The organism is Geminocystis herdmanii PCC 6308, assembly GCF_000332235.1.
GTDB classification, from domain to species: Bacteria; Cyanobacteriota; Cyanobacteriia; order Cyanobacteriales; family Cyanobacteriaceae; genus Geminocystis; species Geminocystis herdmanii.
In genome coordinates this window covers 3,569,739-3,582,171 of sequence record NZ_CM001775.1, presented here as the reverse complement: position 1 = coordinate 3,582,171, position 12,433 = coordinate 3,569,739, and the positions used below count along the sequence as shown (strand labels likewise).

The 12,433-nt window shown below is 32.3% G+C and carries 15 protein-coding genes and 1 pseudogene; 4 read left to right on the top strand and 12 right to left on the bottom strand.

From position 1 onward, the window contains the following. Nucleotides 1-539, bottom strand: a 539-nt coding sequence (locus tag SYN6308_RS25645; protein ID WP_017295825.1) for a helix-turn-helix domain-containing protein, incomplete at its 3' end; no start/stop codon positions are given. A 267-nt stretch (nucleotides 540-806) separates the two neighbouring features. Here SYN6308_RS25645 and SYN6308_RS17900 point away from each other — a divergent pair. Further along, nucleotides 807-1,286, top strand: coding sequence for a hypothetical protein (locus SYN6308_RS17900; protein ID WP_017295823.1), 480 nt, complete (start codon nucleotides 807-809; stop codon nucleotides 1,284-1,286). 51 nt (nucleotides 1,287-1,337) lie between these two features. After that, a complete protein-coding gene (locus SYN6308_RS17895) occupies nucleotides 1,338-1,574 on the top strand; it encodes a hypothetical protein (protein ID WP_144051466.1) in 237 nt (78 codons plus the stop codon). Between the two features lie 178 nt (nucleotides 1,575-1,752). On the opposite strand, the gene SYN6308_RS22925 is transcribed toward SYN6308_RS17895, so the two are convergent. Beyond that, on the bottom strand, nucleotides 1,753-3,897 hold the full coding sequence (locus SYN6308_RS22925) for a ComEC/Rec2 family competence protein (RefSeq protein ID WP_017295821.1): 2,145 nt from the start codon (nucleotides 3,895-3,897) through the stop codon (nucleotides 1,753-1,755). Nucleotides 3,898-3,927: 30 nt separating this feature from the next. Here SYN6308_RS22925 and SYN6308_RS17885 point away from each other — a divergent pair. Beyond that, nucleotides 3,928-4,188: pseudogene (locus SYN6308_RS17885) on the top strand (TetR/AcrR family transcriptional regulator); the annotation flags it as partial. On the opposite strand, the gene SYN6308_RS17880 reads toward SYN6308_RS17885, so the two are convergent. The 5 genes from SYN6308_RS17880 to SYN6308_RS17860 all read right to left on the bottom strand — a co-directional run bounded on the left by SYN6308_RS17880 (nucleotide 4,185) and on the right by SYN6308_RS17860 (nucleotide 8,427). After that, nucleotides 4,185-4,889, bottom strand: coding sequence for a PHP domain-containing protein (locus SYN6308_RS17880; protein WP_017295819.1), 705 nt, complete (start codon nucleotides 4,887-4,889; stop codon nucleotides 4,185-4,187). The pseudogene SYN6308_RS17885 and the gene SYN6308_RS17880 sit on opposite strands and share 4 nt — an antisense overlap. Before the next feature lie 106 nt (nucleotides 4,890-4,995). Next, the gene (locus SYN6308_RS17875; protein ID WP_017295818.1) at nucleotides 4,996-5,226 is read right to left on the bottom strand and encodes a hypothetical protein; all 231 of its coding nucleotides are present in this window, start codon (nucleotides 5,224-5,226) and stop codon (nucleotides 4,996-4,998) included. Nucleotides 5,227-5,492: 266 nt separating this feature from the next. Beyond that, nucleotides 5,493-6,473 (bottom strand): CAF17-like 4Fe-4S cluster assembly/insertion protein YgfZ, encoded by a 981-nt coding sequence (gene ygfZ, locus SYN6308_RS17870; RefSeq protein WP_017295817.1) that lies wholly within the window; start codon nucleotides 6,471-6,473, stop codon nucleotides 5,493-5,495. 133 nt (nucleotides 6,474-6,606) lie between these two features. Beyond that, the gene (locus tag SYN6308_RS17865) at nucleotides 6,607-7,347 is read right to left on the bottom strand and encodes a nucleotidyltransferase family protein (RefSeq protein ID WP_017295816.1); all 741 of its coding nucleotides are present in this window, start codon (nucleotides 7,345-7,347) and stop codon (nucleotides 6,607-6,609) included. Nucleotides 7,348-7,431: 84 nt separating this feature from the next. Beyond that, nucleotides 7,432-8,427 carry a glycosyltransferase gene (locus SYN6308_RS17860; protein WP_026102149.1) on the bottom strand — a complete coding sequence of 332 codons (996 nt, stop codon included), beginning with the start codon at nucleotides 8,425-8,427 and terminating at the stop codon, nucleotides 7,432-7,434. 51 nt (nucleotides 8,428-8,478) lie between these two features. On the opposite strand from SYN6308_RS17860, the gene SYN6308_RS17855 reads away from it, so the two are divergent. Further along, nucleotides 8,479-8,730 (top strand): AbrB/MazE/SpoVT family DNA-binding domain-containing protein, encoded by a 252-nt coding sequence (locus SYN6308_RS17855; RefSeq protein WP_017295814.1) that lies wholly within the window; start codon nucleotides 8,479-8,481, stop codon nucleotides 8,728-8,730. A gap of 131 nt (nucleotides 8,731-8,861) precedes the next feature. Here SYN6308_RS17855 and SYN6308_RS17850 read toward each other — a convergent pair whose 3' ends face one another. The 5 genes from SYN6308_RS17850 to cysK all read right to left on the bottom strand — a co-directional run bounded on the left by SYN6308_RS17850 (nucleotide 8,862) and on the right by cysK (nucleotide 12,395). Continuing rightward, nucleotides 8,862-9,203 carry a type II toxin-antitoxin system PemK/MazF family toxin gene (locus SYN6308_RS17850; RefSeq protein WP_017295813.1) on the bottom strand — a complete coding sequence of 114 codons (342 nt, stop codon included), beginning with the start codon at nucleotides 9,201-9,203 and terminating at the stop codon, nucleotides 8,862-8,864. Then, nucleotides 9,190-9,414 carry a hypothetical protein gene (locus SYN6308_RS17845; protein WP_017295812.1) on the bottom strand — a complete coding sequence of 75 codons (225 nt, stop codon included), beginning with the start codon at nucleotides 9,412-9,414 and terminating at the stop codon, nucleotides 9,190-9,192. The genes SYN6308_RS17850 and SYN6308_RS17845 overlap by 14 nt, the downstream gene beginning before the upstream one ends. A gap of 67 nt (nucleotides 9,415-9,481) precedes the next feature. Further along, complete coding sequence (locus SYN6308_RS17840) at nucleotides 9,482-10,414, bottom strand: NAD-dependent epimerase/dehydratase family protein (RefSeq protein WP_017295811.1); 933 nt, start codon at nucleotides 10,412-10,414, stop codon at nucleotides 9,482-9,484. 351 nt (nucleotides 10,415-10,765) lie between these two features. Further along, nucleotides 10,766-11,455, bottom strand: coding sequence for a J domain-containing protein (locus SYN6308_RS17835; RefSeq protein WP_017295810.1), 690 nt, complete (start codon nucleotides 11,453-11,455; stop codon nucleotides 10,766-10,768). Nucleotide 11,456: 1 nt separating this feature from the next. Continuing rightward, nucleotides 11,457-12,395: a cysteine synthase A gene (gene cysK / locus SYN6308_RS17830; protein WP_017295809.1), complete on the bottom strand. Its 939-nt coding sequence runs from the start codon at nucleotides 12,393-12,395 to the stop codon at nucleotides 11,457-11,459. Nucleotides 12,396-12,433 lie beyond the last annotated feature (38 nt).

Here is a 12,433-nt window from a genome sequence, read left to right as displayed (position 1 = left end):
TATCCACAAATATCACCCCATAATAAGTGACATTCATCCACAAAAAATATTTTTAAGTTCCCCAACTCTATTTTTTCTTTATTTTTCTCGATATATTCCTTTATTTCTTCTTTTTTTTTATCCACTAAATCTTGATTTTTTTGTGGATTTTTCTTTTGGGATTTTTTCCATGATATTTGTCCTTCATCTAATAGATCATAATAGCTTGATTTTGCCTGATAAGTTACTCCGTACTTTTGGGCTATATAATATTCTAATTCCCCTAAGGTCAAACTTTCTTGACTGTTTAGCCATTGAAACAGTTCTGTTTTTTCCTCTTTACTCAAATATCCCACCGAACCTTTATATCCTAATTTGAGTGCTTCTATGCCATGAATAATATATTGTTCTTTCCATTTACTAATAAATCCTGAACAGACCTGGAGAATTTTCTTGATTGCCCGATGTGAATAACCTTGAAGGGTCATTCTGACTGCTAATGCCCTTTTTAATTCTCTAGAATCTGGATTTGATTCGATAAACTGGTCTAATTCTTTCACAATTTTTCTTACTAATTGTTTTTAGTATTTTCTCACAAATGATTCCTTATTGCTATATAATAAAATTTATTGGAGAAAATAATTACATTTATTTAGACAATACATATCAAACAGAAAAAAGAAATTATACTGTTAGTAAAATCGATAATCAACTTCAAATTACATCCTCAAATTTTATAGAAGTGATGAAACCTCGTTAAATAATCTGCATAAATTACTAATTTTCTCCTGATATATAAATAGCAGAAAAATCAGAAAGTAAAAATTATGGATACTTGGAAACAACTCAAATCCACCTATAGAAAAGCCTACCATCAAATTATCACCGAAAAACCCTATGAAGATGAACAAAAATATAAAACCTTTGCCTCTTGTGTCGCTATACTATGTCATGATAACGTCAAATACTCACTGCGCGATCGACTCTTATATTTAAGTAAATTGGCTGACTTATCAGGAGGACCTACAGTCAGGGAACACGCCTGTATTAATTCTGCCTTTGCCATTGGTGATGCTGTAAAAATGGAAGAAAATGGGTTAATTTGTTATGCTTTAGACGAAAGATTTCCCTTCCCCGGCACATGGGATTATCAAAAAGCCTATAATTTCTCTATTCCCTATATCTTCGGCGAAATAATGCCCATTCATATTACAATGTGGTTAGAAGAAAGATGTTTTGACGACTCCCCCGAAGACATCCAAGAAATTCAAAGACGATTAGAAACTTCATCTGATTATCAGTATTAAAAGCGCATAATTTCCTCAATCTTTGCGGATAAATAAATGGGATATAAAGTTATGAAAAAATCAACTATGGATAATATCAAAGAAATTAGAGACTATCTTTACAACGAATTGTGCAACCTTGAATCCAAAGACAAACATAATCGAGACTTAATGAGGAGAAAAATTAATCAACTTAATTTACTGTTAGAAATGTTAGACAATTTTGAAGAAGAATTAACCCGATATGAATTGATGAAAAATATCCAACTTAAATTAATTCATACAGAAACTCAGGAATATCCCTTATAAAAATATAAAGCAAATATTCAATTTATTTTACTTGATTACCTGATTGCCTGACACCTTATCTTAACCGATGATTTTATGTCGAACTCAGGTGATTTTCTCCCTTCTGCTAAATACTATTATAGCACATAAGATATGTTTAGTATGTTTGTAGTCCAAAATATTGTTGTTTAAAAAATATTTAATTTTCTCCATAACTAATAAATCCTTTTTCTGGTTGCCATTGAATAGCACCATTTTCCCATGATAAAACTTTTATATTATTAGCGAATAAATTATCTAATTTTTCTTGTTTGATGTTGAATAAATTTGTGATTAGTATTTGTGGATTTAGGGCAATAATTTGTTCTAAATTAGTCACATTTGAGGAGATAATTATATCGCTTTTGATAGTATTTGAAGGAATTTTGTTGTTATTATTTTCTATTAAAAGCCATGTTTTATCAAACAATTTAAAGTGAATATAATCATTATTTTTCTCGATTATTTCTAAAGATTTTAAAGGCTTTTTAGTAGGATAAATTACAGATTTGATCGAGATATATTGTTGCAATAATGTTAAAGCTAATTGATTAGTTTTATCGGAATTAATTAAGACTAATTCTAAACTATTAATACCTTGAGATTTCAGAAAGGCAAGGATATTAAAACGAACATTATTTTTATCATTGAGATTAATTACAGCATTTTTTCCTTGATTTTGAATGACAATGACAGGTTTATCTCTGGTAGTCATTATGGTTAATTGTTGGAGAGTAAACTTTTGATAGATGAGGGGAATTGTGAGCAAAATAACAGTAAATAAAGTTAAATTTAACCAATATTTTTGACACCATTTATTAAACTGAATTAATAAAATAAGTCCATAAATCAAAAATATACTTAAAATATTAATTTTACCTACGGCTAAAGAACTAAAAGGCAATTTATTACTTATTTCTACTAAAATAATTAACAACCTAACAATAGGATATAACAAAAGTGCGATCGAACTCCCTAAAACGGGAATAAAAACACCGATAAAACCCGAAAAAATTCCTACTAAAGTAATTATAATTACGAGGGGAGTTGCCAAAATATTGGTAAAAATTCCGTAGGGGGGAATATGATTAAAGTGATAGCAAACCAGAGGTAATGTCCAAATAGTAGCGGAAAGTGGCACGGCGACTAAGTTTGCTATGGTAGGAGGCAACCAATCTAACCTTTTGACAATGGGAGGTAAAGAGACGATTAAGCCCAGAGTAGCCATAAAGCTGAGTTGAAAGCCAATATCCCAAATCCACAATGGATTGATTAATAGCAATATTACTCCGACTAACAACAGACTAGCACAACTTTTCACCGATCGATCGTTGACTATGGCAATCAATCCCGCAACCCCCATTAAGCTCGATCGAAGGATAGAAGGATAAAACCCCGTGATAGTGGCATAAATCACCAGAGAAATCATGCCAATTATTAAGCGTTGACGGGGAGACAGAGATTGACAAAAAAATAAAACAGTGCCTAATAACAAAGAAACATGAAAACCAGAAGCCGCCAGAGTATGGGCTAATCCTGCCAGACGGAAGGAGTTTTGTAAATCCAAATCCAAATCTACCGCGCGACTACCAATCACCATGGAAGAAACCAAATTTCCCCAAGGTACATCTAAATAACGTACATGGGTTTGAATCATCCGCAGACGTAAAGAAAATAAAAATTTTTGCCAACTATTACCTTCTTTTTGCAAAGCCACACTTTTAGCAGACAACCCCGAAAAAATCCCTTCCCTTTCCAGATAACTAGCGAAATCGAAACCTCCCGGATTAAGAGGAGGGAGAGGTTGATATAATTTACCGATGACAGTAACTTGAGTGGAAGGAAATAAACCCTTCACCGATAACAAAGGCGCTGTTACATAAACTTTTCCGGTGACAGGTTGAGAATTACCAGAAATGTTGACTAATTTTTCAACTTGTAAAACGAATCTCGCTTTTTGGTTTTGATTGAGACGAGGATTAGAAATAACTTTCCCTGACACTGCTATATTTTCACCAGAGTTAAGAGTTGATATTTGATTACTAATATCGAGGGTATCGGCAACAGGAAAACGCCAATGATAATAAAAAAAACCACCGATAATAATTAAGGCAAGGAAAAAAGTACTAAAAACCTTGACTCGTCTGATAGGCTTAAAAAAAATGATGCCACTCCCGACTATACAAAGACTAAGGATAAGCAAACAGAAGAATAAACCTTGAGATAGAGTAAATAATCCCGTGAATAATAAGCCGATGATATAGGCGATTAATCCACTGTAGATATAAAGATTTTTTCTTTGCATAGTGCAAATTGATGTGAAGAATGTGGGCGTTTTCCTGAATTAGCAAGGATTCATCTTAATCATGTGGTGAAACCTAGTATTAAGATTATCACCGAATACTTAGCCCGTTTTCCAGACTTAGCCATTGAGGATACCGAAGCCACCGTTAGAATTTTTATGGGCGCATTAGCTAACTTTATTATCTTACAGGAAATCTTAGGCAGTAAAGATATTATACCTTTTGAGTGCGATCGAGTGATTAATACTTTCGTTAATTTAATTTTTCCTCGCAGTAAAATCGATCCTAATTAAAGACGTACTAAAATATTATCACCATGGGTATCAGTGCCACAAGTCTTATATAAATTATATTTATAAGCAAGACTTTTCACCGTTGCAGTTTGTTTTTCACTGGGTTGCCAAGGGTTTGGATTACCATAGGCATAATAAGTTTCTACTCCATCAATACCTAAATCAAAGGCTTCGGGTATCAATTCTTTTGCACTACGGCGGTAACGGGCAGGATGTGCCAACACCACCAATCCTCCAGCCTCATGAAGACTATTTATAACTCTTTTTGCTTCTGCATCTTTTCCTTGGGGTGCATCTCCTCTCAAGTACTTTTGTAAACTTCTAGCCTCAGGATTAAATCCATAACCTAAAATATGAACATTCGTACCATTTAATTCGGAGGTAATTTCAATACCTGTCCAAAGATGGGGTAAATTATGATAACGATGAGATAATTTTGTGAGATAATTTTTGGCTCGATCGAAACCATTAACGCTATGATGATCTGTAATGGTAAATCCTTTCAAACCTATAGATAATGCTTGTTCGACTAATGCTTCTGGTGTTAATTGTCCATCGGAACAATTGGTGTGTAAATGAAAGTTATAATGATTCGGACAACTAAAAGTATCTACTTTCTCCCATATTGATCTTAATTTTACTGTATCCTGCGATCGATCGATCTCCGATAAGAAGGCAGTTTTGTTTGTTGTTAATAGCATATTTTGCTCAACTATTACGAATTATTAAATTCAATGTAACAAAAAATTGGAAACATTGACGAGAAAATATTAAAAAAATCTTAAATTTTTTCTGATGATAGTAATATCAACTCTTTATATCAGTGGAAATACTTATGATAATTTTTACCTTTGCTAATCTCAAAGAATTTCCATAGTTAATACCTATTTCTATATAAGTTGTTGGTTTTAACACTTGATGAAAATTATTTAAAGCATCAAGATAGTTAATTCCTTCTACAGAAAAGTAATTTTCTTGATCTATTTCTTTATTGACATCTTCAAGATATTTTTGTATATTAGATATTTTAAGCCTCATAATTATTATTACCTGAGTGAACTATAAAATTTTAGGTGGTGTAAAGGTTGCGGAAAGGGTGTCAGGTATTAGGTTAAAGAATTTATAAAAAAAATATCTAAATTGATTTTATGATGTTCAATTCGGGAAATTAAATATTTAATGTTCGGAAAAAAAAGCTGAAACCTGCTACCTGATGCCTAAAACCTGCCCTTCTCCGATATTCTTACATCGAACTGAGGTATTATTGATAAAATATAATGGATTTGATTAAATCAAGAATTATTTTAAGATTTAGGCTCATAATATTCATGATTAATAAAAGGTATATTAATTACCTCTCCTTCTACTTCTCCTATGGTAACTTTTAAGCCTATATCTCCAGCTTTTGTGCGGATATAGCCCAAGGCAAAATTTTCTAATTCTGTTTCTAAGTAACTGGTAATTTTCCCAACTTTTTCTCCTTCTACCATAATTATTTTATCTTTTTCAGGATCGATCGAACCCTTTAATTTAATACCCCAAAGTTTTTGTTTTACACCTTTATAAGTATTTAAACGAGCGATAGTTTCTTGCCCAATATAGCAACCTTTATTAAAAGAAATGGCATCCCATAAACCACTTTCAAGGGGATTAAATTCATCGGTTAATTCATGATTAACTCTAGGTTTTCCTCGTAAAATTTGCAGATTTTCATAATCTTCATTATTTAATAAAATAGGATTTTTTGCGGTTAATTTATCCCAGATTTGATGGGCTTTTTCTTGGGGAATAATCAGGTTATAACCAGTTAATTTTAAATTACAACCCACCGTAATAATTAATTCTATATCCTCGATCGTAATTATTTTATGGCTAAATTCTGAACTATTTAAAAACTCATTATCAACCCATTCTGATAATAAATCTTGACTTTTTTCTCCGATTAGTGTAAAAATTCTATAGTCATTAGTAACGTCTTTTATCGCTACTTTATCAAAAGGAAAAATATATCGATCGAGCCAATCATATAAAGGTTTATTTTGATGAGGAGATACTAATAATAATACCTGATTTTCTTGAACATAAGCACTAACTAAATCTATATTTCTGCCCGTAGAATTAACTAAAACAGTATCACAACCTTCCCCTACTTTTAAACCTTGAATATTGTTAGTACTTTGATTATGTAAAAAACGCAGTCGATCGTCTCCTGTTATACTAAGTAAACCATGATGAGTTCGATCGATTAAAGCCACAGAATTGTTAATAAAATTTAAGTCAATCATTATTTTTTAAAATACCAATTAAAGTTTCAATAAAAATTTTTAATTTGTTCGTAGTTAGGGCTTCAGCCCTTGTTTTAGTAATTAATAGAGATGTCTAATAGACATTGATTAAAAGACAGGCAAGATGCCTGTTTTACGGAGTGAAAGTCCAATTATTTTTGATAAATTTTTCCGCTTGAATCAAAGTTTTAGGAGTACCAATATCTAAAAAAGGAGCTTCCGTTATATGTACTTTAATTTTACATCCTTTTTGGAGTAACTCCGGAAAAACATCATATTCAAAACTTAAAGGTTTTTTATCAGGAAATTTGTTAATCACAGAATGTTTAAAAATATAAACTCCTGCATTAATAACCCCTTTTCCCTGCTGTTTTTCCGCAAAAGTAATTAAATTATAATCATCATCATATTTTAACGAACCATAACGAGAAGCATCGGGTAAAGATAACCCTAACATAACCCCTTCTACGTCATCATTTTTCAAATAATTAAACATTGGATTTAAGTCCGTAAAGATGAGAGAATCACCATTAGTGACTAACCACGAATCAGGTATTTGATTAGACAAATTTACTGTATTAATAAAGCCTCCTGCTGTGCCTAATGGTTCATTTTCTTGATAACAATTTATATTAATTTTTGCAAAAAATTCCTGCTTAAAATATTCTTCTATCACTTCCCCTAAATATCCCGTAGAAAGGATAAATTTATCTATATTTTGTTGTTGTAAATAGTTAATAATCCACTCGATAAAAGGTTTATTCGCTACTTTTGCCATGGGCTTAGGAATATTGGGTAAAAGATGCTTAACTCTCGTACCAAATCCCCCTGCTAAAATGACAGCGATCGAGTTTTTAATGTAACAATTTATCATAATATAATTAACAGTTTGTAGTAATGACTTTAGTTTTTTTTACTTATTTTTTTATTAGGGCTAAAGCCCAAACTACGAACAAGTTTAGAAAAAAGACTTAATTTTTTTAATCACTTTCTCTAAAGAAAAAGGCTTATGTTTAATAATAGAAGGAATATTAGCAGGATAGGATTGTTGATGATCAAAAAAGAGATTGATTTCTTTCAATATATGATCAAAACGTTCTTTTATTAAAGGTAAACGATAATTATTTACAATGTCAAGATTAATTGAATTTGGTTGCCAATTTTCTACAGCAGATAAAATTCTTTGCACATCATATTCCTTAGAATAAACTCGCAATTTATGACAGTTAAAACTTGGGTCTAAATAATCCGATAAAGCATCATTTATACTAGAAAAAATTGTACATCCACAAGCCATTGCTTCTAAAGGAGGCAACCCAAAACCTTCACTAGCTCTCGCTTGTACCCAATATTCTGTGGAGTCATAAAGATAGACTTTTGTTTGATTAAAAATAGTGGCTAAATCCTCCACCCAGTAATCAATTAAGGTCAAATTGCAGTGAGGATTTAACGCTGGTACAAGTTCTTCAATTAGATATTTGGAAGATTTGCGTTTCTGTACTAATACATCGATCGATCTCTCTGATGATTGACATTGATATTTGTCGGAAATCTCATTCGGAAGATAAAAAATAAGGTTATTTGGTGCAAATCTGCCCCAATAGGCTTGAGAATGCTTACTAACGTTAATTATTGGCACTTTTGACGGTATTTTAAATTTATATCCAGTACTGTGAGCAAAGTAAACTACATTAAATTTGTTAAGTTTTGTTAAAAGTAGTGGAATATCAGGACCCCAATGAATAACATAAATATTGTTAGCCGCACTAATATCTTTAATTACCTCATCTAAGTACAGAATATTCCCTTCTTTCTTCCGATAGGTGACGGGTTGTACATCGCATATACCTTGAAAATGCTCCTGCGCGATCGACATAAACTTCATTTGAGCGATATGCCCTCCGCTATTGATATTCATTTCGGGGAAGACAAAATAGAGATTCCTTTGTGTCATGGTTTATTTAGTTAGTGTTATTATACAATGTATAATTTCAATCAAAAAATTATGGAAATTGAATTAAAAAAGTGGGGAAATAGTCTTGGTTTGCTTATTCCTCATACTTTAGCGAAAAGTTTAAATTTAGATACACAGTCAGTAGTTGAATTAATTCAAGAAAATGATAGTTTAATTATCAAAAAAAAGAAAGAATCTTTGACTCTTGATGAATTATTAGAGAGTATTCCATCGGATTTTACTTATCCTGATGATGTGAAAGAATTTATGAATAGTGAATCAGTGGGAGAAGAATTAATTTGATAAAAATTCAAAGGGGAGAGATTTTGAGAATTAACTTAAATCCTATTATTGGGAAAGAACAACAATTAGTTTCAATATGTTAACCTATGATATATTTGCTACTGGAAGTAAATGTTTAATAAATTTAACCCTTAAGGATTCAACCCTAAATGCAACTTAATTGCCATGTCAACTATAGTCATTATATTTTGATTAAGAGTAAAAATTCGATCGTCCTTCAATCTTTGTTTAGAAATTGTCCTAATTTGTTGGGCTTGAATTTTTGAGTCTTTGGGTAAACCCGACTCATTTTTAGAGATAAACACCTCAAAAGGATAAACTTTAATGGTATTAGAAGTTATAGGCAATACCGTAACAGTGGAAGCCATGCGATTATTGATGTCATTACTAACGATTAAAACAGGGCGAATTTTGGCAATTTCTGAACCAATAGTCGGATTAAGATTAGCATAGAAAATATCACCACGTTTCATCACTTAATCCATCTCCGGCTAATACATCCCATGAATCATCTATTTCTCTGTTAGCTTCTGTGTAGGCATTTTCTAATTCTTTTTCTCGAAGTAAAATTAATGCTTCTTCTACTATTTGTGAAATAGATTTACAATCTTTACTCTTTTTATAATTCTCCATAAATACTGCTAAATCAGCAGAAATGGAGATAGACATTTTTTTCGCAGTCATAAGATTACTAAAAAGTAGTTAAAATTTTTACTACTCAATAGTAACACTTTATTTTCTTTGTTTTAGTTTAAACGTTAGAGTAAATGGTATTGCGTAAAATAGTATAACCCTTGATTAACTCTTTGATACCTCTGGCTAATGTCCAATCTGGGGTAAAACCAGTACTTAAAATTCGGGCATTAGAAACAATATAATCTCTTTTATCAGGGTCTTCACCAATAGGTGCTTCAATATAATAGAAATTGGGTATCTGTTTCTGAATTTCGGCACATAGCTCTAATTTTGACAGGTTAGCATCTTCCAAGCCTACGTTATAGGGTTTTCCCTTCATACTCTCAAAGTTGTCTAAACCGTGTAAAAACACTTTTACCACGTCTCGAATATGGATATAATTGCGCTTAAAGTGTCCTTCAAATACTACCACAGTTCGATCGGTCACGGCACGATATACAAAATCGTTGACTAATAAATCAACTCTCATGCGAGGAGACATCCCGAAAACCGTAGCCAAGCGGAAACTAATACTATTTTCTCTTTCTAAAATGGCTTTTTCAGCTTCTACTTTAGTCACACCATAGGCGGAAATGGGGCGTAATGGGCTTTCTTCGGTACAAAATTTACCTTTTTCTCCGATACCGTAACCGCTATTGGTAATCGGCACTAAAAATCTTTGCTCTTTACTAGCTAAACGGCATAACATTTGAATAGCGTCTCGATTGGTGGTTTCTGTGGCTATCTTGTCTCTACCGCATAAAGGCGCACCAACTAACGCCGCCAAAGGAATTATTACATCGGCATCTTTAACTAAATCTTTCATTAAACTTTCCTCTCGACAATCTCCCCTAACTACGTTAAAGCCATCATATTGGCAACATTCTGCAAGACTGTTTTGATGAAACATAAAGTTATCAACTACAGTTACTTCGTATCCTTTACTTAATAAGACAGGAGTTAACACAGAGCCGATATAACCTGCACCACCAGTAATTAAAATTTTCATAGTTTATAATATCAAGTTTAAATATTTGTTAATATTTGCCGTATTTAATCATAAAGGATAAGGGTAATTAACAATTAACAATTAATAATTACTTATCATCTTAATTCCTTATTGTACATTCCTATTACCTATTCTCTAAGATGTTTTAATTTGTGGCTCTTCTACAGTAGTTATGATAAATTACTAGAAAATAATCGCTTAAAACTTTAATATATATATAGTTTTGATAATTTTAAAAATGCAATTGTTATAAATTGACAGTTTGAATTTAACCTAATACCTGCTACCTGATACCTGACACCTTTTTTTTAACATAATTTATCACGATGAGAAGTAAAAGAGCCTAATTTGTTAATTAAATTTTTGTGCCATTTCTGAGGCATTTTGACTAATTTCTTCCGCTAAATTAAATAATTCTCTCCCCGTGTGTAAGTAATAATCATCATAGGTTTGAGTGAATCTTTCTAATTCTTCTATACCGTCCATAATATGGTTTAATCCATAGTAAAGATTAGCTGCAATTCCTGCATAAATACTAGGATTTGGTTGAGAGGTTAAAATATTTTTCGCTTTTTCTAATCTAAAATGACAGCTATCCAAATAATTAGTAAATTCTAGCATCAATCGATCGTCAAATAAATCTGCTGATAATTCTTCTATCTCGGTTTCCAGTGGATAAATAATTTTATTAATCAGATTAAATACGGGCAAATAAACTTCTTTTAACCAACGAAATTGCGAAAATTCATCTTGTTTTTGCTGTTGTCTATTATATTGATAATAGCTAGTAGCATGATGACTATTATTGTGTCTATGGTTAACGGAATTATTGAATTTTTCTTTGAGTTTTTGATCATAAATATAACGATTTTTTGCATCACTAAGCACCTCATAGGCTGCATTTAAAGTGATAATATGATCATGATTAGCGTTTTCGTGTTGGCTGTCGGGATGAAATTTCTTGACTAATTTTCGATAAGCCTGTTTAATTTCGATCGAACTAGCGTTAGTTTTTACCTGTAAAATTTCGTAATAATTCATCTTAAACTAAATCTTGAAATAACACTGTACTCAAATAACGTTCTCCAAAACTAGGCTGAATCATGACAATAAGTTTACCTTCGTTTTCTTTTCTTTGAGCCAATTTTATCGCTCCAGCCAACGCCGCACCAGTGGAAATACCTGATAAAAGTCCTTCTTCCCGTGCTAATCTTCTACCATAGTTAATCGCTTCCTCATCAGTAACGGTGATAATTTCGTCTATCAACTCGGTGCGTAATACTTCAGGTATAAATCCTGCCCCAATACCTTGTATTTTGTGGGCGCCGGGCTTTCCACCTGATAGTACAGAGCTGTTACTTGGCTCAATGGCAACGGCACGAAAAGAAGGTTTACGCTCTTTTATGAGTTCTGCAATACCAGTAATTGTACCACCTGTACCGACTCCTGACACCAAAAAATCTATTTTCCCTTCGGTATCTTCCCAAATTTCTTCTGCTGTAGTTTGATGATGAATTTGAGGATTAGCGGGATTTTGAAATTGTTGCAACATATAAGCATTTGGGATAGTATCAGCGATTTCTTGGGCTTTTTGGATACAACCTTTCATGCCTTCACTACCGGGGGTTAACTCTAATTTTGCCCCATAGGCGCTCAACATTGCCCGTCTTTCTAAACTCATGGTTTCAGGCATGGTTAAAATTAATTTATAACCCTTCGCTGCTGCCGCCATGGCTAAGGCAATTCCTGTATTACCAGATGTCGGCTCAACTAAAATCGTTTTTCCTGCCTCGATTAATCCCTCTTTTTCTGCCGCATTAATCATATTAACTCCAATACGATCTTTTACAGAAGCCGCAGGATTCATCCCTTCTAATTTGACGATAATTTCCGCTACACATCCTTCACTTTGAGGAATACGGTTAAGTTTGACTAAGGGGGTTTTTCCGACTAATTCTGTGATGTTATTGGCAATTTTCATCTTTATATCTAATATTTTAATTTCTGTTATCCATTATT

Coding starts and splice junctions, on each gene's coding strand:
- SYN6308_RS22925 (WP_017295821.1), bottom strand. CDS start 3,897: ATGCAAAGAAAAAATCTTTATATCTACAGTGGATTAATCGCCTATATC.
- SYN6308_RS17895 (WP_144051466.1), top strand. CDS start 1,338: ATGAAAAAATCAACTATGGATAATATCAAAGAAATTAGAGACTATCTT.
- cysK (WP_017295809.1), bottom strand. CDS start 12,395: ATGAAAATTGCCAATAACATCACAGAATTAGTCGGAAAAACCCCCTTA.
- SYN6308_RS17900 (WP_017295823.1), top strand. CDS start 807: ATGGATACTTGGAAACAACTCAAATCCACCTATAGAAAAGCCTACCAT.
- SYN6308_RS17840 (WP_017295811.1), bottom strand. CDS start 10,414: ATGAAAATTTTAATTACTGGTGGTGCAGGTTATATCGGCTCTGTGTTA.
- SYN6308_RS17850 (WP_017295813.1), bottom strand. CDS start 9,203: ATGAAACGTGGTGATATTTTCTATGCTAATCTTAATCCGACTATTGGT.
- SYN6308_RS17865 (WP_017295816.1), bottom strand. CDS start 7,347: ATGATAAATTGTTACATTAAAAACTCGATCGCTGTCATTTTAGCAGGG.
- SYN6308_RS17860 (WP_026102149.1), bottom strand. CDS start 8,427: ATGACACAAAGGAATCTCTATTTTGTCTTCCCCGAAATGAATATCAAT.
- SYN6308_RS17875 (WP_017295818.1), bottom strand. CDS start 5,226: ATGAGGCTTAAAATATCTAATATACAAAAATATCTTGAAGATGTCAAT.
- SYN6308_RS17880 (WP_017295819.1), bottom strand. CDS start 4,889: ATGCTATTAACAACAAACAAAACTGCCTTCTTATCGGAGATCGATCGA.
- SYN6308_RS17855 (WP_017295814.1), top strand. CDS start 8,479: ATGGAAATTGAATTAAAAAAGTGGGGAAATAGTCTTGGTTTGCTTATT.
- SYN6308_RS17835 (WP_017295810.1), bottom strand. CDS start 11,455: ATGAATTATTACGAAATTTTACAGGTAAAAACTAACGCTAGTTCGATC.
- SYN6308_RS17845 (WP_017295812.1), bottom strand. CDS start 9,414: ATGACTGCGAAAAAAATGTCTATCTCCATTTCTGCTGATTTAGCAGTA.
- ygfZ (WP_017295817.1), bottom strand. CDS start 6,473: ATGATTGACTTAAATTTTATTAACAATTCTGTGGCTTTAATCGATCGA.